Below are 26,291 nucleotides of genomic sequence, written 5' to 3'. Positions count from 1 at the left end.
GTTATGATCCTAAGCGTTAGGGACGGGGTATGGCAATCACCCGCCTCAGTTTAAGCGATTTTCGCAACCATGCCGATGCCGTGCTGACGCCGGGGCCGGGTTTCGTGGTGCTTACCGGTGAAAACGGTGCAGGCAAGACCAATGTGCTGGAGGCGGTGTCGCTGCTCGCGCCGGGGCGCGGGCTGCGGCGGGCGGCGTTGCTCGATATGGCGCGGCAGGGTGGCAGTGGCGGATTCGGCGTCGCGGCACGGCTGAGCGGGGAGGGCGAGCTGGGCACCGGCACCCGTGTGCAGGCGCCCGAACGGCGGCTGGTACGGATCAACGGGGCGGCAGCATCGGCTACGGCGCTGGCCGACTGGCTGACCGTGTTGTGGCTGACGCCCGCAATGGACAGGCTGTTTGTGGAACCGGCGGGGGAACGGCGACGCTTCCTCGACCGGCTGACGCTGGCGCTGACGCCCGGCCATGCGCGGCATTCCAGCCGCTACGAAGCCGCAATGCGCGCACGCAACCGTCTGTTGGGCGAAGCGGAAAAGGGCGTGGCACGGCTCGATACCGACTGGCTGGCGGCGCTGGAGATGCAGATGGTCGAGCATGGCAGCGCCATTGCCGAGGCGCGCGCGCAGATGGTGGCGCTGCTGGGCGACCGGCTGGCAACGCAACCCGACGGCCCCTTTGCCCGCGCCGGCCTGGCGCTGGAGGGGTGGCAGGGCGATGCCGACACGCTGCGCCGCGATCTGGTCGAGGGGCGCAGGCGCGATGCCGCCGCCGGACGCACGCTGTCCGGGCCGCACCGCGCCGATCTGGCCGTCACGCATCTGGGCAAGGGGCAGGCGGCGGCTCTGTGTTCGACCGGCGAACAAAAGGCGTTGCTGCTGGGCATTGTGCTGGCCCATGCCGAACTGGTGGCGGATCGTACGGGCATGATGCCGATACTGCTGCTCGATGAAGTGGCGGCGCATCTCGATCCGCTGCGCCGCCGGGCGCTGTTCGAGCGGCTGGACGGGCGCGGGCAGGTGTGGATGACGGGGACGGAGGCGGCGCTGTTCGACGGCCTGCCGGACGGTGCGACCCGCTATTCGGTGGCGGGCGGCGTGATCGCCGCGGCCTGAAGGCGCGGGATCGATTCCACCGCCAGCGACTGATGCGCCAGCGCGAGCGGGGCCTGACGATGCGATACCAGCACCAGCCCCGTACCGGTCGTGTCGAGCCATTGTTTCAGCCGCTCGATCAGCGTCGCTTCCGTCGCCGCGTCCAGCCCTTCGGTCGGTTCGTCGAGCAGCAGCCAGGGCCGTTCGGTCAGCAGTGCGCGGGCCAGCGACAGCCGCTTGCGCTCGCCGCCCGACAGCATCCCGCCCGCTTCGCCCAATCTGGTGTCGAGGCCTTCGGGCGCATTGCGGATTCGCGTGTCGAGACAGGCGATTGCCAGCACTCGCCACATCGCGTCTTCGCTGACGCCGGGGCGGGCGAGACGCAGATTGTCGGCAATGCTGCCCGCCAGCATCGGTGCGTCCTGTGGTGACAGGCTGGATTGATCGCGTAGCGTCGCTGCAGTGCAATCCGCCAGCGCGTTGCCGCCGACGGCGATGTCGAACGTCGCCGGACGCAGCCCTGCCAGCCCTTCGAGCAACATGGTTTTGCCGGACCCCGACCGGCCGGTCAGGGCGATGCGATCGCCCGGACGTACCTCGTGCATGGCGAAACGCAGCGGCAGGGCCGCCGCATCGGACTCTTCATGCCGAACCGGCTCACCCTCCAGCGAGTCGAGTTCCGTGAGACGCCGCAGCCCTTCCTCGACGCTGGCCTGACGAAAGGCGGTGCGGGCAAGGGCGGCCATCGCCTCGACCGCGCCTGCAGTGGCGAGGATCGCCAGAGCCACGTGTTCGGGCGTGCCGGTGCCTGCGCCGGCGATCAGCACCAGCGCCACCGCCAGCCCCGCATAAAAGGCAAGCAGCGCGGCAATCGCACCTTCGCCCCGGAATAATGCGGCCTGCGCTTTGTCGAGCCGCGTCGCCAGCCGGGTAAGGTCGGCATCGACGCGGTCGGCCAGCCCATAAGCGGCGATTTCCGCGCGCGCGGCGGCATAGGCGACATAGCGGGTGCGCAGATCGCCCAGTGCCTCGGCGGCATCGCGCGCGGGCTGCCGTGTCATCCGCCCGGCCAGCATCCGCAGCATAAAGGGGAGAATGGCAAGCGCGATCGCCAGCACCAGCGCCGCGCGCCATCCGGCAAAGGCGGCGAGCACGACGCCGACGACCGCCGCGATCAGGCTGGCAGGCAGCGTAGGACGCCGGACGATCAGATCCTCCAGCGCATCGATATCGCCGATCAGCCTTGCACTGGCATCACCGCCGGAAAGGTCGGGCGCGTTGCGGCTGTCCTGCGCCGCCAGCTTGCCGAACAGGCGCCCGCGCAGTCCCGCCATCGCCAGCATCGCCGCCCGATGCGAGAGCAACCGTTCGCCATAGCGCGATACGGTACGCGAAATCGCCAGCAGGCGGATGGTCGCGCTGGGGATCAGATAGTTGAAGCCCATCGCCACGATCGGTCCCGCTGCCCCAGCAATCGCAGCCCCGGTCAGGAACCAGCCCGAAATGGCGAGCAACAGGATCGAAGACAGCGCCGCGACCGCCGCCGACAGCGCCGCCCATCCGATCAGGCGTTTGGTCGGGCGGTCAAGCGTCCAGGACAGCATGTTGCCGATTGTGCTCACAGCGTCACCTCCGCCCGTGCGGCCTCGGTCAGGACCGGGTCATGGGTGGCGACCAGCACGCAACGTTCGCGGCCCAGTTCGGTCAGCAGCGCGGTAATGTCCGCTGCGCTGTCGGCGTCGAGATCGGCAGTCGGTTCGTCGCACAACAGCAGCGGGCGGCCCGACAGGATGGCGCGGGCAAGCCCCAGCCTGCGCCGCTCGCCCCCTGACAGCCCCGATCCGCGATGGTCGAGCATCAGGTCCAGCCCCTCGCTGCGTTCGGTCAGCATCACACCCAGGCCGACACGTTCGGCAACCGCCCGAATGGCTTCGCGCGAAGCATCGGGTGCGGCCAGCGCGATATTGTCGGCGAGCGTTCCGGGCAGCAGCAACGGGCGCTGTGCTGCCCATGCAATCGCTTCGGGGGCGATTCGTCCGCCGCTTGCGGTGGTGACGCTGCCGTCGAAGTCGGTAATCTGCCCGGCGATGGCCGCCAGCACGCTGGTCTTGCCGCTGCCGGTCGGACCGGTCAGCGCGACAAGGTCGGTATTGCCGAGCGTGAAGGTCAGCGGCCCGATCCGCGTTCCCGGCCAGTCAATCGCCAGTCCGCTGACGGTCAGGCCGTCAAAGGCGCTTACAGGCTCTGCAGGGGTATCGGGCAGGTCGGGCACCGCTTCGTCCAGCGCCTCCATCGCCGCTTCGCCAAGCTGTTTTTCGTGATAGGCGGCGGCCAGCCTGCGCATCGGCAGGTAGAATTCGGGTGCCATGGCAAGTGCGAAAAAAGCGCGGGTCAGCGTCAGATGCTCCGGCGGTGAAAACGGCAGCAGGCCGAGCAGACTGAACCCGCAATAGACCGCGATCAGCGCCACCGCGAGCGCCGAGAAGAATTCCAGCACCGCGCCGGAGATGAAGGCGGTGCGCAATACCGCGATAGTGCGCAGCGCGACTTCGCGGGTGGCGCCGGTGACTTGCCGGGTGATCCGCTCCTCCGCGCCGAAATGGCGAATGACGGGCAGGTTGCGGACCCGGTCGACGAACAGGCCGGACAGTTCGCCCAGCGCGGTCAACTGGCGTTCAGAGGCATGGCGCGCGGCGGTTCCGGCCAGGATCATGCCGACGATGAACGGCACCATCGTGCCCAGCATGATGAGCGCGGACACCCAGCTTGCAAAGGCGGTGATGACCGCCACCAGCAGCGGGGACAGCGACGCGCCCATCCGCACCGGCTGGAACCGGGCACCGTGCGCTTCGATCGCGGCGACATGATCGATGGCAAGGGTTGCGCTCTCGCCTGCCAGCAGGGGCCGTGCGATCCGACCGCCGAGCAGACGAGGGAACAGGCGTGCGCGCCAGCGTACCGTCACCTGCTGGGCAGAGCGAATCGCGCTGTTGTGGACCAGCAGCACAGCGCCGGCGCGGATCGTCGCGCCCAGTATCAGTGCCAGCAGGGCAGGCCATTCGGGGGATCGCGCACCGACCAGCGCACCGACGCCGTCGGCAATGCCGTAGGCGAACAACGCGGCGCCTGCCACGTCGATCAGCCAGAACATGCCTGCAGGATTACGACTTTTCACGATGCTTGCCGGATATACGGATTGCTTGACCTGCGTCAAAGTGGAGATGCATGATAGCGCTAGAAGCACCGAGTGACAGGATCAACCCATCTTGTCCGCAAATGCGGGGATTGAGGGAAAAATGATAGATTTTGCTGTAGTCGAGCTATCCAGGCTCCAGTTTGCGCTGACCGCGCTGTACCACTTCCTGTTCGTGCCACTCACGCTTGGCCTTTCCTTCATGCTCGTGATTATGGAAAGTGTCTATGTGATGACCGGCCGGGAAATCTGGCGGGACATCACCCGCTTCTGGTCCAAGCTTTTCGGTATCAACTTCGTGCTCGGTGTCGCGACCGGCCTGACCATGGAGTTCGAATTCGGGACCAACTGGTCCTATTATTCGCATTATGTCGGCGACATTTTCGGTGCGCCGCTGGCGATCGAAGGGCTGATGGCCTTCTTTCTGGAGGCGACCTTTGTCGGGGTGATGTTCTTCGGCTGGGACCGGCTGTCGAAACGCGCGCACCTCCTCACCACCTTCATGGTGGCGCTGGGGTCGAACATTTCGGCGCTGTGGATCCTGATCGCCAATGGCTGGATGCAGCATCCGACCGGGTCGGCCTTCAACCCCGAAACCATGCGCATGGAAGTCACCAACTTCTATGACGTGCTGTTCAATCCGGTGGCGCAGGCGAAGTTCGTGCACACGGTCAGTGCGGGCTATGTCACTGCCAGCGTCTTTGTGCTGGGCGTGTCGGCATTTTACCTGCTCAAGGGGCGGCATATGGAGCTTGCCAAGCGCAGCTTTACCGTGGCGGCGGCGTTCGGGCTTGCGGCCTCGCTGTCGGTCGTCGTGCTGGGCGACGAAAGCGGCTATGCGCTGACCGAGAACCAGCAGATGAAGCTCGCCGCGATGGAGGGCATGTGGCACACCGAACAGGCGCCTGCGGGGCTTGCGGTGTTCGGCCTGCCGTCCAACAGCGGTCATGCGACCAATGCGGAGATCAAGGTGCCCTATGTGCTGGGCCTGATCGCCACGCGCAGCCTGACCGGACAGGTCAAGGGGATCTTCCCGCTGGTCGAAGAGGCCAAGGGCCGCATCGCCAATGGCCTGATTGCCTATGACGCGGTGCAAAAGCTCAAGGTCAACCGCAATGATATGGCAGCGCGCGAGGCGTTTGAGCGTAACAAGAATGACCTTGGCTATGCCTTGTTGCTGAAACGCTTCACGCCCGACCCGATGACGGCGGATGCGGCGACGATCGACCGGGCTGCCTGGTCGACGGTGCCCAATGTCCCGGCGCTGTTCTGGCTGTTCCGCGGCATGGCGGCACTCGGCTTTGCCTTCATCGCCTTCTTCGCAACCGCCTTTACCTTCTCAACCATGCGCCGGTTCGACCGCAAATGGTTCCTGCGGCTGGCGGTGATTGCCATTCCCTTCCCCTGGCTGGCAGCCGAAATCGGCTGGATCGTGGCAGAGGTAGGGCGTCAGCCCTGGGCGGTGGAAGGCGTGTTGCCGACCTTCCTGGCGCCGTCCAGCCTGAGCGTGGCCCAATTGTGGACGACGATCATCGGGTTCACGCTGGTCTATGGCATCATGGCAGTGATTGAGGTGCGGCTGATGCTGGCAACCATCAAGAAGGGGCCGGAACGCTATCAGCCCGCTCCGCTTCCCGGTGCTCCGGCGCCGCGTCCCGCGACGGATGAATCCTTCAACGCCGTTCCGGCCGAATAAGCCGGAACGCGAGGAGACAGGTAATGGCAATTCCATTCGATTATGAAACGCTGCGCATCCTGTGGTGGGCGCTGCTCGGTATCCTGCTGATCGGCTTCGCGCTGACCGACGGCTTCGATCTCGGCGCGGCCGCGCTGCTGCCCTTTGTCGGGCGCACCGATGAGGAACGCCGCATGGTCATCAACAGCGTCGGCGCCACCTGGGAAGGTAATCAGGTCTGGTTCATTCTGGGCGGCGGCGCGATCTTTGCGGCATGGCCGTTCGTCTATGCGGTCAGCTTCTCCGGATTTTATCTGGCGATGTTTCTGGTGCTGTGCGCACTGATCTTGCGGCCGGTGGGTTTTAAATACCGCTCGAAGCGGCCCGATCCGGCATGGCGCACCCGCTGGGACTGGGCATTGTTCGTCGGCGGACTGGTGCCCGCACTGGTCTTCGGCGTGGCCGTAGGCAATGTGCTGAAGGGCGTGCCCTTCCGCCTCGACAGCGATCTGCGTGCCTTTTACGAAGGCGGTCTGCTGGGCCTGTTCACGCCGTTCACGCTGGTGGCGGGTCTGTTGTCGGTGGCGATGCTGGTGCTGCACGGCGCCGGCTGGCTGAGCCTGAAGACCGAAGGCGTGGTGCTGGAACGTGCGCGCCGCTGGGGACAGGTTGCCGCGATTGCGTCGGTGGTGCTGTTCGTGATCGGCGGATTGTTCGTCGCCTATACCAATATGGGCTTCCGCCTGAGCGGCACGATCGACCCCAATGGTCCGTCCAACCCGAACATGACCGATGCGGTGATGGCGCCGGGTGCATGGCTCGACAATTACGGCGCGCATCCGTGGATGCTGATCGCGCCGCTGCTGGGGCTGATCGGCCCGGTCATCGCCTTTTTCGGCATTCGGGGGAATAAGGACACGATGTTCTTCACCGGTTCCTCGCTGGCGACGGTGGGCATCATTGCGACGGTCGGACTGTCGATGTTTCCCTTCATCCTGCCCAGCTCGATCGATCCGGGTTCCAGCCTGACGGCGTGGAACGCTTCATCCAGTCAGGGAACGCTGTTCACGATGGTGATCGTGACGGTGATCTTCCTGCCGATCGTGCTGGCCTACACGGCCTGGGCGTACAAGGTGATGTTCGGTCGCGTGACCGGCGAACAGGTTCGCCACAACCCTGACTTTTACTGAGGAATTGAACGATGTGGTATTTTGCTTGGGTTCTGGGCGTCGGACTGGCGGTCGGCTTTGGTATCCTGAACGGTATCTGGCACGAATTTCACAGCGACCCCGCTGAGGATGTAACCGTCCTCGACTGATGGGACGGCAGGACAGCGCTTCAGTCGGTCCAGACCCGGCTGAAGCGGCTGCCAAGCCCGGTCAGCAGTTCATATTGCGACATGCCGCTGGTCTGCGCCGCTTGCGGAAGGGTGAAGGCAATGTCGATCCAGTCGCCCTCGGCCAGGTCGGGGGCGACTTCCACATTCAGGGCAATCAGGTCCATCGACACCCGGCCCAGCACCGGCAGGCTCCTGCCATCATGCAGCCCTGCGCCCGTTCCCGAAAATCCCCGGAAATAGCCGTCGGCATAGCCCAGATTGCAGACCGCGACCTCGGTATCGGCGGGTGCCGTCCAGGTGGCGTTATAGCCGACCGTCTCGCCTGCCGGGACGCGGCGGCGCTGCAGGATCTGCGTCTGCGGAAACACCACCTGCCGGATGGACCCGGCCAGCACCGGGACCAGCGATCCGCCATAGAGCGACAGGCCGGGTCGGGTCAGGTCGAAATGATATTCGGTGCCAAGTGCTATTCCGGCGGAATTGCACAGACTCATCCGCCGCGCGCCGGTCCGGCCTGTCAGTGCCGCGAAACGCTTGCGCTGTGCAGCGTTCATGGATGTATCGTCCTCGGCGCAGGCAAGGTGGCTGATCAGGGTTTCGATCGTCAGGCCGTCGAGCAGTCCTTGCTCCACCTGTGCCGGGGAAACACCCAGCCGGTTCATCCCGGTATCGACCATCACGTCGCATGGACCGCCGCCCGAATCGCGCCAGCGCTGAATCTGCAGGGGCGTGTTGAGCACCGGACGCGCCATGCCCGACCGCACAACCTCCATATCCTCCGCCCGCACGCCGTGCAGCACCGACACCGGCAGCTTCAGGTCGGCCAGCGCTTCGGCCTCTGCCCAGGTCGCGACGAAAAAGTCCCTGCATCCCGCCGCGGCGAGCCGCTGCGCCACGCCATGCGCGCCAAGGCCATAGCCGTCCGCCTTCACCGCTGCGCCGCACGCTGCCGACCCGCTCATCCGCGCGAGCGTGCGCCAGTTTTCGATCAGGGCCGCACCATCGAGGCGCAGGCGAAGCGGAGCAGGAACCATCATGGCCGCGACGGTTAGCCGCCCGCACGAAGGATGACCAGACGCGATGCGTCGCGATCAGGCGGGTTTGCGCCATTCGTGCAGCGCCGGAATATAGCTTGGCGGAAGCGGTCGGGCATATTGTGCCAACAGTGCCTTGATCTGAGGCGTCTTCACCAGTTTGCGGTACAGGATATCCGTCGGGTCGGTCGGCGGCATGTCTGCTGCCTGTCGTGCGCGGGTAAGGTTCAGCAGCATGTCGCCGCGTCGGGAAGGGTCTTCCAGTGCCGAGCGAATCAGCGCGATTTGCGCTGTCTGATCGGAGGTGCAGCCAACACCGATTATCAGCGCGCTTTTGTTCGCGGAAAATTTCTGTTCGAGTGTGTTGACCAGAGGAGCGGCGGTATCGGAATTACCCATTCCATACAGCGCACAGGCGCGCAATGCGACGAAATAGCCGTTTGCCTGCGCATCTTCCAAACCGGCGTTCTTACTGGTGTCGAACCGGTTGAGCAGTGCCAGTGCGCGGGCGGGTTTATCGGCCATCAGGTAGGTCTTGGCGAGATTGGGCACGAGGTTCCATTGCGGATTGCCGCTGGCGATCGGACCGCTGAGCTGGCTGCGCTCCAGCGCGGTGACTGAATCCAGATCGCCGTCGCCCGTTTCCTGACGGAAGCGGGTAAGCCGAATGAGCGTCATGACATAGCCGAACTCGCCGATCGTCTTCATCGCATCGGGTTCGGCGACTTCCTTTTGCAGCATGGCGATGGCCTCTGCCGGATGCCCGGTAGAGTAAAGCGCGTTCGCCAGATCGAGGCGTTTTTGCGGATTGGGATCATATTGATATTCGGTTTGCGCATGGGCCACCAGCGCGTCGCGCTGTTTGGCAAGGGTTCCGCCCGACCATTGTTCGATATCCGGCCAGATCGCCTGATAGCGCCGATCGACCAGCATGGTGAGGATGTCCTGCGGGTCCAGTACGCCGTCGAGCAGTTTCACCGCCGCCGGGGAATCGTTCCTGGCCAGATGTTGGCGTATCCCGGCCTCTGCATAGCCTGAATATTCCATCGGGTGATCGCGGTGAAAGCCGGCATCGGCAAGCGTGGTGAGGAGGTGTAGCTTCTCCTCCGACTGTCCGGCATAGTCCAGTCGCCGGGCCAGAGAGGCTATCGTATCGCTATCCAGACGCGCGAACAATTCGGGCTTTTCCTGCACGCCGGTTTCGATGAAATGCGCCGCTTCGACCAACAATCCTTTGTCCAGTAACGCCTGAATCAGCATCCACTGGGCAGGAGGGAAATCCGGATTGACCTGCGCACATTGGCGAGCTTCGGCCAGCGCGTCCGGGCGCTTCAGTTTCTGGATAAGGGAACTGCGCCAGCAGATCAGTGTGGGCCGTATCCGACTGTCCGACGGCAGCGATGCAATGAGCTTCGCCATGGCATCCACCTTGGCAGCGTCGGTTGGGAGCGTATTGATGGTTTGAGCCTTTTGCGCGGCTTCGGCATCCGAAGGCGGAGCCGGCTGCGGTACGGCCTGCAACAGCAAAAGGGCGGCAAACAATCCGATCATGCGGGAACCTTTCCGTGCGTTTCCTTCAGTCCGAACAGGGTTACGACCAGCGCCAGCGCGACCACGGCAAAGGTGTACCACAGCCCGGCATAGGGATCGCCGGTGCGCGCGACGATATACTGGCTGATGAACGGCAGGAAGCCGCCGAAATAACCGGTTCCGATATGATAGGGGATCGACATCGAACTATATCGGATGCGGGCCGGAAACATCTCGCTCAGCAGGGCCGCGACCGGGCCATAGGTCATGCCCGACAGCGCGCTCAGCGCGACGATCCCGATCAGGATCAGCACGATATTACCTGCGGACGGCTGCACTTTTTCCATCGAATAGCCCGCGCGTGCCAGCGCCGCATCAATGTCCTGCGCGCTGGTGTCGGTCAGCCGCACCCCGCCGATGGTCACGCCGACACTGTCCGATTGCGCAGTGGTATAGGTGACGCCGCGTTTGGAAAACCGGTCGAGCAGCTTGCCGCAGGCGTCCGGCTGCTCATCGGCAAACGGATCGAAGGCGCAGGCGGGGCCGCTTACCACCACGGGTGCGCGTTCGGCGGCGTGCGATAGCTGCGGATTGGCTGCCCCGCCGATCAGCCAGAACAGCGGGAACAACAGGGCCAGTGTCAGTGCATAGCCGATGACGATGGGTTTTTTACGCCCGACCCGGTCGGACAGCCTCCCGAACAGCACGAACCAGAACAGTCCGAACAACGCGCCCGCGCCGGTGATGATCTGTGCGGTGGTTGCCTCTACCCGCATCGGTCCGGTCAGGAAGGACAGGACCGAGAACATCGCGGTGTACCAGATCACGGTCAGCCCGGCAGCGATGCCGAACAGCGCGACCAGAATGCGTTTCCAGTTGCCGGGATAGGTGAAGCTTTCGACGAACGGGTTGCGCGCGGTCTCCCCGGCTTCCTTCATCGCCTTGAACACCGGGCTTTCCGACAGTTTGAGGCGCATCCACAGCGACACCGCCAGCAGTGCGAGCGAAAAGACGAAGGGGATGCGCCAGCCCCAGGCATCCCATACCGTCACGGGCATAGCGAACTTCGCCAGCAGCACGATGGTCAGGCTCAGCACGAAGCCGCCCGCCACGCTTGCCTGAATGAAGCTGGTGTGGAACCCGCGTTTGCCCGGCGGTGCATGTTCGGCGACATAGATGGCCGCCCCGCCATATTCACCGCCCAGCGCCAGCCCCTGCATCACGCGCAGCAGGATGATGATGACGGGTGCCGCCATGCCGATGGTCGCGACCGAGGGCACCAGTCCGACCCCCGCCGTTGCCAGCCCCATCAGGGTGATGGTGACGAGAAACGTATATTTGCGCCCCAGCCGGTCACCCAGATAGCCGAACAGGATTGCGCCCAGCGGGCGAAAGCCGAAGCCGATGGCGAATCCGGCCCAGGCGAGCAGCGTCTGAATGACCTCGTTCCCGCCGGGAAAGAAGCTGCGCCCGATGATCCCCGACGCGGCCAGCGTGCCGTAGATGAAGAAATCATACCATTCGAACACCGTGCCCAGCGACGATGCGGTGATGATCAGCCGCATATCCTTCGCGCTGGGCTCGGCCGCAGCCTGTGCGCCCGCCATGCAATCCCCCCTGTATTTTGACGCTACCCTAGCAGGCGGCGGGGGGACGGCAAGATGGCAGCTTGCGTGTCAGCAGCCGCCGCCGACGCGCGCATTCACCACGACGGCTCCGGTGGTCAGACCATCCTTGCGGTCGAGGATCACCATCATCGAATGGTGCGCATCGCGCGTGAACAGCATCGGAAGATAATCGGGAATGTCGGGGCCACCCTTGCCGATGGTTGCATTGGCGCCGGAGGCAGCTGCTTGCGCCCGGTAATAGGCCGCGACCTTCGCTTCGGGATCATGTGTCGTAAAGTGATAGCGCAGCCCGCACGATGTCGGTTCGGGTGGCGTGGCCAACGTCGCCCCCGGATAGGGTGTGCCGAACGCTGCGACACTCACGAGAATCAGCAGGGCAGCCATCATCGACGTGACTCCTCCGTCCCGATGCTGCGCCCGGTCGGGGCTATCGTCAATCGCTATCGCATCGCCCTGACTGCGGGCGTATCGAGACATTGGAGCAGCGCAGGCCGCGACAGATCGCGGCTGGCGGGCGGCGTGGTGGTGTCGGGGATTTCGGTCGGCCTGCCGATGGGAATCGTCGTGAAGGCATCGCCCAGCCCGTCGCATTTCGCCGTTGCCGTCAACAGGCGCGGCGGCGTGTCATAGCCTTCCCAGGACAGGCGGAACGTGCCCCAGTGAATGCCGATCGCGTGGGCTGCGTGCAGCCGGTCGAACACACGTACGGCATCGACCGGGCCGATATGGCTGCCGATGCCCATCTGTCCCGGCACAAAGCGGAACGCGCCGATGGGAATCAGCGCCAGCCGGATCGGGCCATAGGCGGCTGCCTCGGCGGGCCATTTGCCGTCACCGAACCCGGTATCGCCTGCGAAGAACAGATTGCCGTGCGGCAGGCGGACGACGAAGCCCGACCACAGCGCGCGATTGCGGTCGGTGAACCAGCGGCTGGACCAGTGATGGGCGCGGGTGACGACGACCTCCACGCCGGGTTTGACGTTTACCGTGCCGCCCCAGTCGCGCGCCACCGCCTTTGCCCCTGACTGCGCGATGACGCTGTCATTGCCCAGGCTGGTGACGATCAGCGGGTGGTCGCGCTCCCACAGTCGTTTAAGCGTCGCTAGGTCGAGATGGTCGTAATGATTGTGGCTGACCAGCACGAGGTCGATCTTGGGCAGGTCGGCAAAGGCGATGCCCGGTTCGGCGACGCGTTTCGGGCCGAGGCCGAACGGCCCCGCATGGTCGCTCCATACCGGATCGGTAAGGATGTTGAGGCCGTCCGCCTGCACCAGTACGCTGGCATGGCCGACCCAGGTGACCAGCATCCGGCCGTCAGTGACGCGTGCGGGCGGTTTGCCCTGCGTCACCGCGACATGATCGGGCCATTTCGGGCGCGCGTCACGGCCCAGCAGATAGCGGGTGATGAAGCCGCCCCGGCTCTTGCCCGCGGGCGGACGCAGCGTGTCGTTGCCATCGGGGTTGAAGAAACGCTGCCCGTCGAAATGACTGCTGACCGGCCCGTGATAATAGATGCGATCAAGGTAGCGCGGTACGATCACCGCCGCCAGACACAGGGCAACGGTTGCGAAAAGCAGGATCGTGCCGATGACCGTCGCAATTTTCCGGATCATGCGCCCCTCATTATCAGGCCATGGTCAGCCCGCCATCGACCCTGTATTCCGAACCCGTCACATATGCAGCGTCTTCGGACAAGAGAAAGCTGGTGACTGCAGCAACATCTTCGGGCTTGCCAAGCCGTCCCAGCGGGACCGCATTGGCTACCTTTTCCCGATAGGCATCGATGTCTTCCCGGTTCATCCCGCCGCGGGCGTGGAAATGGGTTTCGGTCGCGCCCGGCGTCACCACGTTGACGCGGATGCCGCGCGGGGCGAATTCGGTGGCGAGGCTGCGCGCCGCCTGGCGCACGGCTGCTTTCGACGCCGAATAGACCAGCATATCGGTGCGCCCGCCGCCGACCGTGCCCGATCCCACGAGCACGATCGCACCGCCATCCTTGATCGCCTTGGCGAGCGCTTTCGCCTGCAACAGCGGCCCGCGGATATTCAGGTCGAAATGCCGATCGATATCGGGCGCATCGATCTCTTCCAATGTCTTGAATGCGCCATATCCGGCATTGAGAAAAACCCCGTCCAGCCCGTCAGGGGCAAAGTCCTGCACCGCCTGCGCCAGCGCTTCGACCGTATGCACCAGAGAGGCATCGTTCTGAATGACGGTTGCACTGGGCAGCGCCTTTTTCGTCGCCTCGATATGGTCCGGGCTGCCACCCGTCAGCAACAGGCGCGCACCCTCCTCACTCAACCGTTTCGCCGTGGCGAGGCCGATGCCCGACGTGCCGCCGGTGATGAGGATACTGGTATTGGTAAAGCGCGCCATCTGGGCCTCCGGGTGGTTGCTGGTGGCATATAAGCGCGACGCGGCGAATAGAGTTCCGCCCATGCTTCCAATGCGTTACCCGACCTGTCAGAATGGCGAGCCATGACCGGGCTTTCCGACGAGCAACTGGAACAATATCGCACGCGCCTGATTGCGCGGCGTGCCGAGTTGAAGGCGCTGGACGAGGCGTCGCGCGAATCACGGGCGGCGGTGACGCTCGATCAGCAGTCGGTGGGACGGTTGAGCCGCATGGACGCGATGCAGCAACAGGCGATGGCGGAGGCCGAAGCGCGCAGGCGTGTGTCTGAGATCGCACGCATCGACTCGGCGCTCAAACGCATCGAAGATGGCGACTATGGCTGGTGCCTCGAATGCGGCGAAGACATTCCCGCAAAACGGCTCGATTTCGATCCCAGCGTCGCCAAATGCCTGGAATGCAGCGGTTGAGTTTCAGGAACTGATCCGACCGGAATATCGTCATTGCGAGGAGCAAGACGACGAAGCAATCCAGCTTTCCGATTCACACGGACTGCCGCGTCGTTATCGCTCCTCGCAGTGACGGTTGCGGCAGATACCTAACGCAACTGGCTGTCCTTGCTTCCGCGTCGGTTGATCCCTGAACTGCGCTGCTGCGTGTCGCGTGAGGACTGACACTCGATGCACGTTTTGACGCCCGGAATCGCAGCACGGCGCTTTTCGGGAATGTCCTCACCGCACATGACGCAATAGCGGGCGCTGTCGCCTGTCGGCATCCGTGCCCGCGCTTCGCGCACCGCGTCGCTGACCGTATCGTCGATCTGATCCTGCACCGCGCCATCGCGCGCCCAGCCGCCTGCCATCATCCTATCCCGTTGTTGTTCTTAACGAAGATAGGAAAGGCTGGTGCCAATTTCCAATCGCTGGCCTGACTTACACCTTTTCCAGCAGCCCTTCCTTCCTGATCTTCTCGCGCCAGACCAAGGGCGCGAGGTGGTGGACGCTTTGCCCTTCGCTGTCGACCGCGACCGTCACCGGCATGTCCTGCACCTCGAACTCATAGATCGCTTCCATGCCAAGATCCTCGAACCCGACGACCTTCGACCCCTTGATCGCGCGGCTGACCAGATAGGCCGCACCGCCGACCGCCATCAGATACGCGCTTTTGTGATCGGCGATCGCCTGAATCGCCATTTCGCCGCGCTCGGCCTTGCCCACCATCGCGAGCAGCCCCTGTTCGAGCATCATGCGGGTGAATTTGTCCATGCGGGTCGCGGTGGTCGGGCCTGCCGGGCCGACGATTTCCTCACCCACCGGATCTACGGGGCCGACATAATAGATGACGCGGTTTTTGAAGTTGACCGGCAGTTCCTCACCCGCATCGAGCATGTCCCGGATGCGTTTGTGCGCGGCATCGCGTCCGGTCAGCATCTTACCCGACAACAGGATGCGGTCGCCATGGGTCCAGCTTGCGACTTCCTCCGGCGTCAGCGTGTCGAGATTGACGCGCTTGGCCTCGGCGGGCGGCGTCCATTCGACCCTGGGCCATGCCGACAGGTCTGGCGTCGGCAGATAGCTGGCGCCCGAACCGTCGAGCGTGAAATGTGCGTGGCGGGTCGCGGCGCAGTTGGGAATCATCGCAACCGGCTTGTTCGCCGCATGGCATGGCGCGTCCAGGATCTTCACATCGAGGATGGTCGAAAGCCCGCCCAGCCCCTGCGCGCCGATGCCAAGCGCGTTGACCGCATCGAAAATATCGATGCGAAGCTGTTCGATGTCGGTCTTTGCCCCGCGCGCCTTCAACTGGCCCATATCGATCGGGTCCATCAGGCTTTGCTTGGCAAGCTTGACGCAATGCTCCGCCGTGCCGCCGATGCCGATGCCCAGCATCCCCGGCGGGCACCAGCCGGCTCCCATTTGCGGGATCATTTCCAGCACCCAGTCGACGATATTGTCGCTTGGGTTCATCATCTTGAACTTCGATTTCGCCTCGCTGCCGCCGCCCTTCGCCGCGACATCGATGCTGACGGTCGAACCGGGCACCATCTCAACCGACAGGACCGAGGGCGTATTGTCCTTGGTATTGCGGCGGGTGAAGGCGGGATCGGCGAGGACCGATGCGCGCAGCTTGTTCTCCTTATTCAGATACGCCTTGCGCACGCCTTCATCGACGACCTCTTGAAGGCTGCGCGAGGTGTCGTCGAGCTGGCAGTCCATGCCCCATTTGACGAAGACGTTGACGATTCCGGTATCCTGACAGATCGGGCGATGCCCTTCCGCGCACATGCGGCTGTTAGTCAGGATCTGCGCAATCGCATCCTTCGCCGCCGGGGACTGTTCGGCGTCATAGGCTTCGCCCAGCGCCTGAATATAATCCATCGGGTGGTAATAGCTGATATATTGCAGCGCGTCGGCGACGCTTTCGATCAGGTCGGCAGCGCGAATGATGGTCGTCATCGGGGTCTCCTTGTCGGCGGTGAGCCATATGCCGCCGGACGCGCGCGGCCAAGAGGGGTGTGGATAATCGGTCGTTAAGCATGTTCCAAAGGCATTGGGAAACCGAATGGCGGCTACTGAATAAAAGTGTCGCAGCGTCAATCCGCCTTTTCCCGTATTTCCAATGCCTTACGTGGGCATCAGGAAGAAGCTGCCCTTGATGACGGACAGCGCGCACTGTTGCTCATTCGCGAATTTGAGGCGCAGGGGTCGGGCTGGTTCTGGCAGACGGACCGCAACGGCTGCCTGGTCTATCTTTCGCGCAAGGTGGCGGATCAACTGGATACCGCTGAACAAGCTGCGATCGGATCGGCGTTGACTGACGTGTTTCAGCTTGATGCTGAAAATCCGGATACCGAACGGACGCTGGGTTTTCATCTGACTTCGCGAACTTCTTTTGCCGAATATTCGGTTTGCGCGGTCAACGGAGATGAAACCCGCTGGTGGTCGATTTCCGGTCGTCCGGTCTTTGATTCGGTCGGACGGTTCGAAGGGTTTGTCGGCAATGGCAGCGATCTGACCGAGAAACGCCGGTCGGAGGCGGAGATTACCCGGCTGGCGCTGTTCGACGCGCTGACCGGGCTGGCCAATCGCCAGCGCATGCGCCTGTCGCTCGACCAGACGCTGGCCGATAACAAGGCATATCGCACGACGACGCTGCTGCTGCTCGATCTCGACCGGTTCAAGGCGGTCAATGATACGCTTGGCCATCAAAGCGGCGATGCGCTGCTGAAGCAGGTGGCGGAGCGTTTGTCCCGCATTGTCGGTGATCAGGGGCTGGTCGGTCGGCTGGGCGGGGACGAGTTTCAGGTCATTCTGCCCAATGAGGGTAGTCAGGATAAAATTTCCGAATTGTCCCGCGCGATTATTTCCAGCCTGTCGCACCCCTATCTGATCGACGGATCGCGGGTGTCGATCGGATGTTCGATCGGTGCAGCGATCGCCCCGGATGACGGTGCGGATTCCGAAACCCTGACCCGCAACGCCGACCTTGCGCTCTATGCCGCAAAAGGCGACGGGCGAGGGGTGCAGCGTTTTTATCGGCCGGAAATGCTGGCAGGTGCGCAAAGCCGCAAACAGCTTGAGGATCATTTGCGCGAAGCGCTGATCGAGGACCAGTTTCACCTCGCCTATCAGCCGGTCGTCAGTACGAAGGACGCCCATATTGTCGGTTTTGAAGCCCTGCTGCGCTGGGAACATCCGACACGCGGGGCCATCTCTCCGGCGGACTTTATTCCGATCGCCGAGGATTGCGGGCTGATCGAACGGATCGGCGAATGGGTGCTGCGCCACGCCTGCGCCGAAGCGGCGCGCTGGCCGGGAAATGTCCGCGTTGCGGTTAATGTGTCGCCGATTCAGTTCGCCAACCCGTCCCTTCCCGCACTGGTGGCGAGTGCAATCGCCAATGCCGAGTTGCCGCCCGAGCGGCTTGAGCTGGAAATCACCGAAAGCGTGTTTGTCGAGGATAGTGACGCCGCCGAGCGCATGTTCCGCAATCTGAAGGCGTTGGGAGTGCGGCTGGCGCTGGACGATTTCGGTACCGGCTATTCCTCGCTCGGCTATCTGAAAACCGCGCCGTTCGACAAGATCAAGATCGATCAGAGCTTCGTGCGCGGTGCTGCGGTTCCCGGCAACCGCAACGCCGCGATCATTCGCGCAATCGTGATGCTGGCTGAAACGCTGGGCATGGAAACCACCGCCGAGGGGCTGGAGGTTCAGGATGAAATCGACCTGATCCGCGATCTGGGATGCAGTCATATCCAGGGCTATGTCTATGGCAAACCGATGCGCGCGGCAGAGGCGCGGCGTCGGCTGGAAGCAGGGGCGGTTGCCCAGCCTCTGGGATTCCGGGTGAGTCGCAGTCCGCGGGTAAAGATGCTGCGCTGGGCGCGATTGCAGGTCGGAGGCGAGGTCGGTGACGTGCGAATCCGCAACATCTCCACAACCGGCGCCATGATCGACGGGATCGAATTTCCCGAAGAGGCCATCGGCAGCGAAGTGCTGATTGGGCTGCTGGAAAGTCGCATGTTCCCGGCCAGGCTTCGCTGGAGCGCCGACGGCAAGGCCGGCATTGAATTTGACGAGGCGTTCGACCTTGAATGGCTGTCGCCGAAACGCCCCGCGCGGCCGCTGCGCAAGACGGGATAATGCCGACTTGATCGCATGACGACGGCGGCGTACCGCTTCGCCCATGCAGCCGCTTCCCGACACTGAAACTGCCGCCGCACAGGAACTGGAGCGGCTGGCGCAGGAAATCGCGCATCACAACCGGTTATATCATACCGAGGATGCACCGGAACTCAGCGATGCCGACTATGATGCGCTGGTGCGGCGCAACGCCGCGATAGAGGCGGCGTATCCTCATCTCGTGCGCTCCGATTCGCCGTCGCGCAGTGTTGGTGCCGCGCCTGCCTCCCACCTTGCCAAGGCGCGCCATGCCCGCCCGATGATGAGCCTCGACAACGCCTTTGCCGATGAAGAGGTGGAAGCGTTCGTCACGCGCGTACGGCGCTTTTTGAAGCTTGATGAGGATGCGCCGGTCGCACTGACCGCCGAACCGAAAATCGACGGGCTTTCCTGCTCGCTGCGGTACGAAAACGGACGACTGGTGCAGGCACTGACCCGCGGCGACGGGCAGGTGGGGGAGGATGTGACGGCCAATGTCCGCACGATTGGCGATATCCCCGAAGCCTTGCCCGATGGCGCGCCGGACATTTTTGAGGTTCGTGGCGAAGTCTATATGGCAAAACAGGATTTTGCCGATCTGAATGCGCGGTTGCTGGCCGAGGCGGCGACGCCCGACAAGGCGCGGCAGTTCGCCAATCCGCGCAACGCCGCCGCCGGATCGCTGCGGCAAAAGGATGCAGGCGTGACTGCCCGTCGCCCCTTGCGCTTTCTGGCGCATGGCTGGGGGGAGGCAAGCGCGCTGCCCGGTGCCACTCAGACCGAAATGGTTGAGGCGATCCGTGCTATGGGCTTTCCGGTTGCCGACAGCTTTACCCGGACCGCAAGCGTTGACGGCGCGCTGACCGTCTATCGCGCGATTGAGGCGGCGCGTGCCGACCTGCCCTTCGATATCGACGGGGTGGTCTACAAGGTCGACCGGCTCGACTGGCAGGAGCGGCTCGGCAATGTCGCGCGTGCCCCGCGCTGGGCACTGGCGCATAAATTCCCCGCCGAACGCGCGCAGACGACGCTCGAACGCATCGATATTCAGGTCGGACGCACTGGCAAGCTGACTCCGGTGGCGCGGCTGGAGGCAGTGACCGTCGGCGGCGTCGTCGTCACTAACGCAACATTGCACAATGCCGATGAGGTCGAGCGGCTGGGCGTGCGCCCCGGCGACCGGGTGGTGGTGCAGCGTGCGGGCGACGTCATCCCGCAGATTGTCGAGAATCTGACGCGTGACGTCGAACGCGATCCCTGGATCTTTCCCGACCATTGCCCCGAATGCGGCAGTGCGGCCGAGCGCGAGCCGGAAGAGGTGGACTGGCGCTGTTCGGGCGGCCTGATCTGTCCGGCGCAGCGGGTGGAGCGGCTGCGCCATTTCGTGTCGCGTCATGCGCTCGATATCGAAGGGCTGGGCCAGACCAGTATCGAGACCTTTTTTCAGGATGGCCTGATCGAACAGCCCGCCGATATTTTCCGGCTCGATCTGGACACGCTGATCGCCCGCGACCGCTGGGCCGAAACCAGCGCCCGCAATCTGATCGAGGCAATCGACGCGCGCCGCAATCCGCCGCTCGACCGGTTTCTGTTCGCGCTGGGGATTCGCCATATCGGCGAGGTGACTGCGCGCGACCTTGCCCGTCGCTGGACAAGCTGGGACGCTTTTCGCGCGATGGTCGAACGGATGGAGGCGCGACGCGGTGAATTGCCGCAGGCGTTGGGAGAAGCCGACGACAAGTTTCTCGCGCGCATTGCCAAAGAGATGGCCGCGATCGCCGAAACCCCCGGAGTCGGCCCGGAAGTAGCGCTGGCGCTTGCCGACTTTTTTGCCGAGCCGCATAACCGTCAGGCGGTCGATGACCTGCTCGAACAGCTCACTCCGGCGGATGTCGTCCACGAAACCCGCGAGTCGGAGGTCAGCGGGCTGACCATCGTGTTTACCGGTGCGCTGGAAACGCTGTCGCGCGACGAAGCCAAGGCGCAGGCCGAGGCACTGGGTGCGCGCACTGCCGGTTCGGTATCGAAGAAGACCGGGCTGGTGGTCGCCGGACCGGGGGCGGGATCGAAGCTGAAAAAGGCCGAAGAGCTGAAGATTCGCGTGATCGATGAGGCTGAATGGGCGCAAATTGTTGAAGCCGCGAAGTGATGCTTTTTTGCAACGCAGCACGATTGTTTTTGCGCTGAGGGAACCTCTGCGTTGACTGTCATCCAAACGAAATAAAAGGAACGCATTGGGCGCCGTGACGACGAACTACGTCGCGCGGATAGAGCATCCGCTTTCTTCAAAGCTCCTAAGGGGAATTTTCAATGCGTAATCAGTTTCTGATGGGTGCGGCTGTTGCTGCGCTTATCGTTCCTGCCGCAGCCAGCGCACAGCAGCTCACCACCGGGATTCAGGGCACCGTCACCAGCGAAGCCGGTGCACCGGTTGCGGGTGCGACGGTCGTCGTAACCGATACGCGTACGGGCAGCAGCCGTTCGATCACCACCGGTCCGCAGGGACGTTTCAACGCCGACAACCTGACGCCGGGTGGTCCCTATGCCGTCTATGCCTCGGCCGACGGCTTTGAAGGCCAGACGGTCAACAACATCACCACCACGCTGCAGGGCAATACCAGCCTGACCTTCAAGCTGGCTTCGGGGCAGGGCGACATCGTCGTCACCTCCTCGCGCGCCAATGTCACGCAGCTTGCGGTTGGTCCCGGTGTCTCCTTTGGCCAGCAGACGATTGAGAATGCACCGTCCTATGGTCGCGATATTCAGGACGTCATCCGCTACGACCCGCGCGTCACGCTGAGCAACAGCGATGGCCAGACGACCTATTCGTGTCTGGGCGGCAACAACCGTTCGAACGGTTTCACCGTCGACGGTATCCAGCAGGGCGATGTGTTCGGCCTGAACGGCACTGCCTATGCCTCGCGTACTTCGGCACCACTTCCTTATGATGCGATGCAGGAAATTCAGGTACAGTTCGCGCCGTATGATGTGGAATATGACGGCTTCACCGGCTGTCAGGTGAACGTCGTCACCAAATCGGGGACCAACAAGTTCCACGGCAACGGCTATTTCGAATATTCGGATAATGGCCTGCGTGGGACGAAGGTGCAGGGCAATCCCGTCGGCAATATCGACCCGGAAAAGCGCTGGGGCGTCTCGCTCGGCGGTCCGATCATCAAGGACCATCTGTTCTTCTACGGTGCCTATTCGCACATCTCGACCGCGAAGGCGCAGGATTACGGTCCGGAAGGCGCTGGTTATCCGAACACGCTTTCTGGCGTGACCGAAGCGCAGTTCAATCAGATCTCGCAAATTGCAAAGACTGTGTATGGCGAAGACACCGGTCCGCTGGTCAACAACCTGCCTTATACCAATGACCGGTATTTCGGTCGACTTGACTGGCAGATCAACGATAAGCACCGGTTGACCGCGACCTATCAGCATCTTGATGAAGTTGCGCTCAGCGCTGATGACTTCGGTACCAACGCAGGTAATGTGCAGTTGGTCGGGAAAAATACCTATGAGAATTCGGGCACCAAATCTGATTATTATTCGGCACGCCTGTTCTCGAACTGGACCGACAATTTCTCGACCGAAATCCGCTATTCGCATGCGCAGGTCGATGACATTCAGGATCCGTTCGGTGGCGGCGAAGCACAATCAAGTAATCCCATTCCCCGTCTGATCGTCGGAATCGATAACGGCACGGGTGATAATGCTACGGTCCTGATCGGTCCCGGCCAGTATCGGTCGGCTAACCAGTTGAACACCACGATCGATCAGGGCACCGCTCTGGCGAAGCTGACCATGGGCAGCCATAAGATCAAGTTCGGGATGCAGTATAACAAGGCGAAGATCTACAACCTCTTCGTTTCTAACGCGACGGGTACGCTGGTTTTCGACAATGTGTCGGACTTCCAGAACGGCATCCTGTCGAACGGTACGAGCACCAATACGTCTCCGGACACTGTCGTTTCCGGCAACAGCCTGGGCGCATTCGGTAATTTCTCGGCGACCGGTGATGTTAACGACGCGGCGGCGCGCTTCACCCGCACGATCTTCTCTGGCTTTGCCCAGGACGACTGGCAGATGACCGATGCGCTCAACATGGTCGCCGGCGTTCGCGTGCAATGGTATAGCGGCGATCACCCGCTTTCAAACCCAACCTTCACGGAGCGTTACGGTCGTACTAATACGGTGGGCTTCAGCAAGCTGCCGATTCAGGTGCTGCCGCGGGTTGCCTTCACCTATGATGCAGGCGATTTCGGCCCGCTGACCCAGAACAAGCTGCGTCTGGGCGTCGGCATGTTCACCGGCGGCGACCCGCTGGTTTGGTTTTCGAACGCTTATTCCAACAACGGATTCGCCAGTGCGCGCGGCACCCTGACTGCGGCGGGCTGTCCTTCCGGACCGGTTAACGTGCTGAGCGGTGGTTCGTTTACGGGCATTCCGAGCTGTGTCGTCGCTGATGGTGCTGCAGCCGCAGCACAAGGTGCGTTCACGGTTCAGTCGATCGATCCCAACATCAAGATGCCGACCGTGCTGCGTGCCAATGTCGGCTTCGAGAGCGATCTGAACTTTGCATCGTCGGGTTTGCTGAGCAACTGGCATGTAAAGGCCGATTATATCTTCAGTCATTATCGCAATCCGTTTGCGGTTGCCGATCTGACACAGGTCGTCGATCCCAGCCAGGGACTGAACGGTTACACGATTGACGGTCGTCCGATTTATCGTTCGATGGACCCGCTTGCAGCCGGTTGTAATGCGGTGCTGGAAAGTTCCAGCCCGACGCCGACCTATAGCGGCGTTACCGCGGCTTGTTTCAATACGAGCCGCTATGGTGCGATCGACCTGACCAATTCGGCCGGGTATAACAGCCAAGTGGCTTCGTTCATCCTGTCGAAGCATGTCAATCACGGCATCTTCACGGACGGCGGCTCGTTCGATTTCATGGTCGGCTATGCCTATACCGATGCGCAGGATCGCCGTGCCCTGACCAGCTCTCAGGCTACGTCGAACTTCAAATATCCCTCGACGTTCGATATCCAGAACCCGGCTGCCGCGCGTGGCCTGTTCTCTCAGACGAATAACATCTCGATGAACATGAACTTCTCCGAGACGTTCTTCGGCGACCTGAAGACGAAGCTGGGCATTACGTTCAACGCAACGTCAGGTACGCCGTTCAGTCTGACCTACAAGAGCTCCAACCTGTTCGCGATCACGAACTATGGCTATAACGCTCTGATCTATGTGCCGACCGGTTCCGGCGATCCGAACATTTCGCCGCTGTCCTATGTCGACAATGGCGGCAATCTGACGGCTGCGGATGTCGATGGCTATGCGAACTTTGCCAAGACCCACGCCTGCACCAAGAATTATGTGGGTCGGTCGATCGCGCGCGACAGTTGTACCAATCCCTGGTATTTTGACATGGACCTAGTATTTTCTCAGGAACTGCCGGGGCCGGGTCACCTGTTCGGCGTGAACGACAAGATCAAGGTCTATGCCATGGTCGACAACTTCCTGAATCTGCTCGACAACCACTGGAACGTGCTGGAACGCAACACTTCCTACGGTTCGATCGCGCTAGGCGATATCAGCGGTATCGACCCTCAGGGGCGCTACATCATGAGCAATGCGTCGACGTCGAGCTATGACTATCGCAATGTCGACACCACGGCCTCGCTGTGGCGCCTGAAGGTCGGTGTCAGCTACGACTTCTGATCCCAACGATCTTTGAAACCTGACTGCCGCCGCTCCCGAAAGGGGGCGGCGGTTTTCTTTTGGGGGCGGGGCGTTAGCGCGCTTGCTCTATGCAGGGCAGGCGTCGTCGCTATACTAGACGGGGAAACTTAACCGCTTGAGGCCGTTATTCCCCCGGTGCCCAAACCTTCCGCCATCCTCTCCCGCCCCTTTTTCGAGGATAAGAGCCGCGCCTTCTGGATGCTGCAGGCCGGCGGCTGGACGGGCTATCTGCTGCTGCGCACCGTGTCTTCCATTTCCAACACCTTTTCGTGGAAGACGGTGATCGCCAATATCGTCGAGGCGATCGTCGGCTATTGCATCACGCTGCTCTTGTCGGTGTGCTATTCCTATTATCGCCGTTTGCCGCGCTTTTCGGGCATTCTCGTAACGCTGCTCACCCTCGTCGCCGCGACGGTGATCTATGCGATCATCGACGCCTATGCCTTTTCCTTCCGCAACGATGCTGCCGGGCTGACGGTCAACCTCGTCATCGGCACGCTCTACATCGCCTTCACCGTACTGGCGGGCTGGTCTGCGCTGTATTTCGGCATTAATTTCTATCTGATCGTCGAGGATCAGAATATGCAGCTTCGCCTGCTGGAAACACAGGCTTCGACCGCGCAGCTCGCGATGCTGCGCTATCAGCTCAATCCGCATTTCCTGTTCAACACGATCAATTCGATCTCGACCCTGGTGCTGCTCAAGGAAACCGAGCGTGCCAATGCGATGCTGGCGCGATTATCCAATTTCCTGCGCTACACGCTTGCCAATGAACCCACCGCGCTCGTCACGCTGGCGCAGGAGGTGGAGACGCTGAAACTCTATCTGGAGATTGAGAAGATGCGGTTCGACGAGCGGCTGCGGCCCAAATTCGATATCGATCCCAGAGTGGCTAAGGCGCAATTGCCATCGCTGCTCTTGCAGCCGCTGGTCGAGAATGCGATTAAATATGCGGTAACGCCGCAGGAAGAGGGTGCCGAAATCGCGGTGTCGGCGCGGCTCGCCGGAGACAGGGTGCGGATCGCCGTATCCGACAGCGGTCCGGGATTGACCAAGGCAAGCCGTCGTCCGAACCAGTCTACCGGCGTCGGCCTGACCAACATCCGGGAAAGGCTGGCTCAGGCATTTGGCGTCGACCATCGTTTCGAAACGCGGCCGAACCCGGGGGGCGGGTTCCGCGTTGAGATTGAAATACCGTATAAGCGTAAGGAAGCCGAAGGTAAGGCAGCATGACCATCCGTACCATATTAGTCGATGACGAGCCCCTCGCCATTCAGGGTCTTGAACTGCGTCTCAAGGCGCATGAAGACATCGAAATCGTCGAAAAATGCCAGAACGGCCGTGAGGCCATTCGCGCGATCAAGACGCACAAGCCCGATCTGGTGTTTCTCGATATCCAGATGCCCGGTTTTGACGGCTTTTCCGTCGTGCAGGGGCTGATGGAGGTTGAGCCGCCGCTGTTCGTCTTCGTCACCGCCTATTCCGACCATGCCATCCGCGCGTTCGAGGCGCAGGCGGTCGATTATCTCCTCAAACCGGTCGAAGAGGCGCGACTTGCCGACACGCTGGAACGCGTGCGCGAACGACTGACCCAGAAGCGCGGTCAGGCCGAGGTCGAGAAGCTGAAGGAAGTGCTGGCCGAAGTCGCGCCCGAAGCGGCGGAAGAATTTGCCGACGGCAGCGACCAGCTTGCCGCCAACCGCTATGAAAAGCTCATCAACATCAAGGATCGCGGCCAGATTTTCCGCGTCGATGTCGATACGATCGAGCGGATCGACGCGGCGGGCGATTATATGTGCATCTATACCGGCGATAACACGCTGATCCTGCGCGAAACGATGAAGGATCTGGAAAAGCGGCTCGACCCGCGCCGGTTCCAGCGCATCCACCGTTCGACCATCGTCAATCTCGACCTGGTTCGTCAGGTCAAGCCGCATACCAACGGCGAATGCTTCCTGATCCTCGATTCGGGTGCGCAGGTGAAGGTCAGCCGCAGCTATCGCGACGTGGTCGCCCGCTTCGTGCATTGATGCGGGCAATGC

20 protein-coding genes are annotated in these 26,291 nt (G+C 62.5%); 10 read left to right on the top strand and 10 right to left on the bottom strand.

Going from position 1 to position 26,291, the window contains the following annotated elements; genetic code table 11:
• Positions 1-29 precede the first annotated feature (29 nt).
• The gene (gene recF, locus FHR23_RS09860) at positions 30-1,112 is read left to right on the top strand and encodes a DNA replication/repair protein RecF (RefSeq protein WP_184003446.1); all 1,083 of its coding nucleotides are present in this window, start codon (positions 30-32) and stop codon (positions 1,110-1,112) included.
• Here the strand turns inward: recF and FHR23_RS09855 are convergent.
• Both FHR23_RS09855 and FHR23_RS09850 read right to left on the bottom strand, forming a co-directional pair.
• Positions 1,076-2,713: an amino acid ABC transporter ATP-binding/permease protein gene (locus FHR23_RS09855; protein WP_343043101.1), complete on the bottom strand. Its 1,638-nt coding sequence runs from the start codon at positions 2,711-2,713 to the stop codon at positions 1,076-1,078. The genes recF and FHR23_RS09855 overlap by 37 nt on opposite strands.
• Positions 2,710-4,242, bottom strand: a complete 1,533-nt coding sequence (locus FHR23_RS09850) for an ABC transporter ATP-binding protein/permease (RefSeq protein WP_184003856.1) — start codon at positions 4,240-4,242, stop codon at positions 2,710-2,712. The genes FHR23_RS09855 and FHR23_RS09850 overlap by 4 nt, the downstream gene beginning before the upstream one ends.
• Before the next feature lie 145 nt (positions 4,243-4,387).
• Here FHR23_RS09850 and FHR23_RS09845 point away from each other — a divergent pair, with 145 nt between their 5' ends.
• Genes FHR23_RS09845 through cydX form a run of 3 tightly spaced genes read left to right on the top strand, consistent with a single transcriptional unit; the run spans position 4,388 to position 7,277 of the window.
• Entirely contained in the window at positions 4,388-5,980 is a 1,593-nt protein-coding gene (locus FHR23_RS09845) for a cytochrome ubiquinol oxidase subunit I (protein ID WP_184003444.1), read from the top strand.
• Positions 5,981-6,003: 23 nt separating this feature from the next.
• A complete protein-coding gene (gene cydB, locus FHR23_RS09840; RefSeq protein ID WP_184003442.1) occupies positions 6,004-7,149 on the top strand; it encodes a cytochrome d ubiquinol oxidase subunit II in 1,146 nt (381 codons plus the stop codon).
• A gap of 11 nt (positions 7,150-7,160) precedes the next feature.
• The gene (gene cydX / locus FHR23_RS09835) at positions 7,161-7,277 is read left to right on the top strand and encodes a cytochrome bd-I oxidase subunit CydX (RefSeq protein WP_184003440.1); all 117 of its coding nucleotides are present in this window, start codon (positions 7,161-7,163) and stop codon (positions 7,275-7,277) included.
• 20 nt (positions 7,278-7,297) lie between these two features.
• Here cydX and alr read toward each other — a convergent pair whose 3' ends face one another.
• The 6 genes from alr to FHR23_RS09805 form a co-directional block, all read right to left on the bottom strand.
• Positions 7,298-8,332: an alanine racemase gene (alr, locus tag FHR23_RS09830; RefSeq protein ID WP_184003855.1), complete on the bottom strand. Its 1,035-nt coding sequence runs from the start codon at positions 8,330-8,332 to the stop codon at positions 7,298-7,300.
• Positions 8,333-8,389: 57 nt separating this feature from the next.
• Entirely contained in the window at positions 8,390-9,883 is a 1,494-nt protein-coding gene (locus FHR23_RS09825) for a tetratricopeptide repeat protein (RefSeq protein WP_184003438.1), read from the bottom strand.
• On the bottom strand, positions 9,880-11,469 hold the full coding sequence (locus FHR23_RS09820; RefSeq protein ID WP_246359825.1) for an MFS transporter: 1,590 nt from the start codon (positions 11,467-11,469) through the stop codon (positions 9,880-9,882). Before FHR23_RS09820 ends, FHR23_RS09825 begins: the two co-directional genes overlap by 4 nt.
• Before the next feature lie 69 nt (positions 11,470-11,538).
• Positions 11,539-11,877 carry a hypothetical protein gene (locus FHR23_RS09815; RefSeq protein ID WP_184003436.1) on the bottom strand — a complete coding sequence of 113 codons (339 nt, stop codon included), beginning with the start codon at positions 11,875-11,877 and terminating at the stop codon, positions 11,539-11,541.
• 53 nt (positions 11,878-11,930) lie between these two features.
• A complete protein-coding gene (locus FHR23_RS09810) occupies positions 11,931-13,103 on the bottom strand; it encodes an MBL fold metallo-hydrolase (RefSeq protein WP_184003434.1) in 1,173 nt (390 codons plus the stop codon).
• A 13-nt stretch (positions 13,104-13,116) separates the two neighbouring features.
• Positions 13,117-13,929, bottom strand: a complete 813-nt coding sequence (locus FHR23_RS09805; RefSeq protein ID WP_184003431.1) for an SDR family oxidoreductase — start codon at positions 13,927-13,929, stop codon at positions 13,117-13,119.
• 39 nt (positions 13,930-13,968) lie between these two features.
• Between FHR23_RS09805 and FHR23_RS09800 the strand changes: the two genes are divergently transcribed.
• Entirely contained in the window at positions 13,969-14,313 is a 345-nt protein-coding gene (locus FHR23_RS09800) for a TraR/DksA family transcriptional regulator (RefSeq protein WP_184003429.1), read from the top strand.
• A 128-nt stretch (positions 14,314-14,441) separates the two neighbouring features.
• Here the strand turns inward: FHR23_RS09800 and FHR23_RS09795 are convergent, their stop codons facing one another.
• Positions 14,442-14,705: a DksA/TraR family C4-type zinc finger protein gene (locus FHR23_RS09795; protein ID WP_184003851.1), complete on the bottom strand. Its 264-nt coding sequence runs from the start codon at positions 14,703-14,705 to the stop codon at positions 14,442-14,444.
• 70 nt (positions 14,706-14,775) lie between these two features.
• Complete coding sequence (locus FHR23_RS09790) at positions 14,776-16,299, bottom strand: fumarate hydratase (RefSeq protein ID WP_184003427.1); 1,524 nt, start codon at positions 16,297-16,299, stop codon at positions 14,776-14,778.
• 126 nt (positions 16,300-16,425) lie between these two features.
• On the opposite strand from FHR23_RS09790, the gene FHR23_RS09785 reads away from it, so the two are divergent.
• From FHR23_RS09785 to FHR23_RS09765, 5 genes are all read left to right on the top strand, one after another.
• Positions 16,426-18,486 carry an EAL domain-containing protein gene (locus tag FHR23_RS09785; RefSeq protein ID WP_343043099.1) on the top strand — a complete coding sequence of 687 codons (2,061 nt, stop codon included), beginning with the start codon at positions 16,426-16,428 and terminating at the stop codon, positions 18,484-18,486.
• A 43-nt stretch (positions 18,487-18,529) separates the two neighbouring features.
• On the top strand, positions 18,530-20,653 hold the full coding sequence (gene ligA, locus FHR23_RS09780; protein WP_184003425.1) for an NAD-dependent DNA ligase LigA: 2,124 nt from the start codon (positions 18,530-18,532) through the stop codon (positions 20,651-20,653).
• Between the two features lie 161 nt (positions 20,654-20,814).
• Positions 20,815-24,228, top strand: a complete 3,414-nt coding sequence (locus tag FHR23_RS09775) for a TonB-dependent receptor (protein ID WP_184003423.1) — start codon at positions 20,815-20,817, stop codon at positions 24,226-24,228.
• A 219-nt stretch (positions 24,229-24,447) separates the two neighbouring features.
• The gene (locus FHR23_RS09770) at positions 24,448-25,482 is read left to right on the top strand and encodes a sensor histidine kinase (protein ID WP_184003847.1); all 1,035 of its coding nucleotides are present in this window, start codon (positions 24,448-24,450) and stop codon (positions 25,480-25,482) included.
• A complete protein-coding gene (locus tag FHR23_RS09765) occupies positions 25,479-26,279 on the top strand; it encodes a LytR/AlgR family response regulator transcription factor (RefSeq protein WP_184003422.1) in 801 nt (266 codons plus the stop codon). Before FHR23_RS09770 ends, FHR23_RS09765 begins: the two co-directional genes overlap by 4 nt.
• The last annotated feature ends 12 nt before the right edge of the window (positions 26,280-26,291 follow it).

Origin of the sequence: Stakelama sediminis, assembly GCF_014199335.1 — a bacterium.
Classification (GTDB): Bacteria; Pseudomonadota; Alphaproteobacteria; order Sphingomonadales; family Sphingomonadaceae; genus Sphingomonas; species Sphingomonas sediminis.
The sequence above is the reverse complement of the archived record's forward strand: the minus strand, read 5'-3'. Positions and strand labels throughout refer to the sequence as shown.

What these genes read in the sequence shown, in the direction of transcription:
- FHR23_RS09820 (WP_246359825.1), bottom strand. Translation starts at nt 11,469, where the DNA reads ATGGCGGGCGCACAGGCTGCGGCCGAGCCCAGCGCGAAGGATATGCGG.
- FHR23_RS09815 (WP_184003436.1), bottom strand. Translation starts at nt 11,877, where the DNA reads ATGATGGCTGCCCTGCTGATTCTCGTGAGTGTCGCAGCGTTCGGCACA.
- FHR23_RS09775 (WP_184003423.1), top strand. Translation starts at nt 20,815, where the DNA reads ATGCGTAATCAGTTTCTGATGGGTGCGGCTGTTGCTGCGCTTATCGTT.
- FHR23_RS09805 (WP_184003431.1), bottom strand. Translation starts at nt 13,929, where the DNA reads ATGGGCGGAACTCTATTCGCCGCGTCGCGCTTATATGCCACCAGCAAC.
- FHR23_RS09790 (WP_184003427.1), bottom strand. Translation starts at nt 16,299, where the DNA reads ATGACGACCATCATTCGCGCTGCCGACCTGATCGAAAGCGTCGCCGAC.
- recF (WP_184003446.1), top strand. Translation starts at nt 30, where the DNA reads ATGGCAATCACCCGCCTCAGTTTAAGCGATTTTCGCAACCATGCCGAT.
- ligA (WP_184003425.1), top strand. Translation starts at nt 18,530, where the DNA reads ATGCAGCCGCTTCCCGACACTGAAACTGCCGCCGCACAGGAACTGGAG.
- alr (WP_184003855.1), bottom strand. Translation starts at nt 8,332, where the DNA reads ATGGTTCCTGCTCCGCTTCGCCTGCGCCTCGATGGTGCGGCCCTGATC.
- cydB (WP_184003442.1), top strand. Translation starts at nt 6,004, where the DNA reads ATGGCAATTCCATTCGATTATGAAACGCTGCGCATCCTGTGGTGGGCG.
- FHR23_RS09825 (WP_184003438.1), bottom strand. Translation starts at nt 9,883, where the DNA reads ATGATCGGATTGTTTGCCGCCCTTTTGCTGTTGCAGGCCGTACCGCAG.
- FHR23_RS09800 (WP_184003429.1), top strand. Translation starts at nt 13,969, where the DNA reads ATGACCGGGCTTTCCGACGAGCAACTGGAACAATATCGCACGCGCCTG.
- cydX (WP_184003440.1), top strand. Translation starts at nt 7,161, where the DNA reads ATGTGGTATTTTGCTTGGGTTCTGGGCGTCGGACTGGCGGTCGGCTTT.
- FHR23_RS09810 (WP_184003434.1), bottom strand. Translation starts at nt 13,103, where the DNA reads ATGATCCGGAAAATTGCGACGGTCATCGGCACGATCCTGCTTTTCGCA.
- FHR23_RS09845 (WP_184003444.1), top strand. Translation starts at nt 4,388, where the DNA reads ATGATAGATTTTGCTGTAGTCGAGCTATCCAGGCTCCAGTTTGCGCTG.
- FHR23_RS09850 (WP_184003856.1), bottom strand. Translation starts at nt 4,242, where the DNA reads ATGTTCTGGCTGATCGACGTGGCAGGCGCCGCGTTGTTCGCCTACGGC.
- FHR23_RS09795 (WP_184003851.1), bottom strand. Translation starts at nt 14,705, where the DNA reads ATGGCAGGCGGCTGGGCGCGCGATGGCGCGGTGCAGGATCAGATCGAC.
- FHR23_RS09765 (WP_184003422.1), top strand. Translation starts at nt 25,479, where the DNA reads ATGACCATCCGTACCATATTAGTCGATGACGAGCCCCTCGCCATTCAG.
- FHR23_RS09770 (WP_184003847.1), top strand. Translation starts at nt 24,448, where the DNA reads ATGCTGCAGGCCGGCGGCTGGACGGGCTATCTGCTGCTGCGCACCGTG.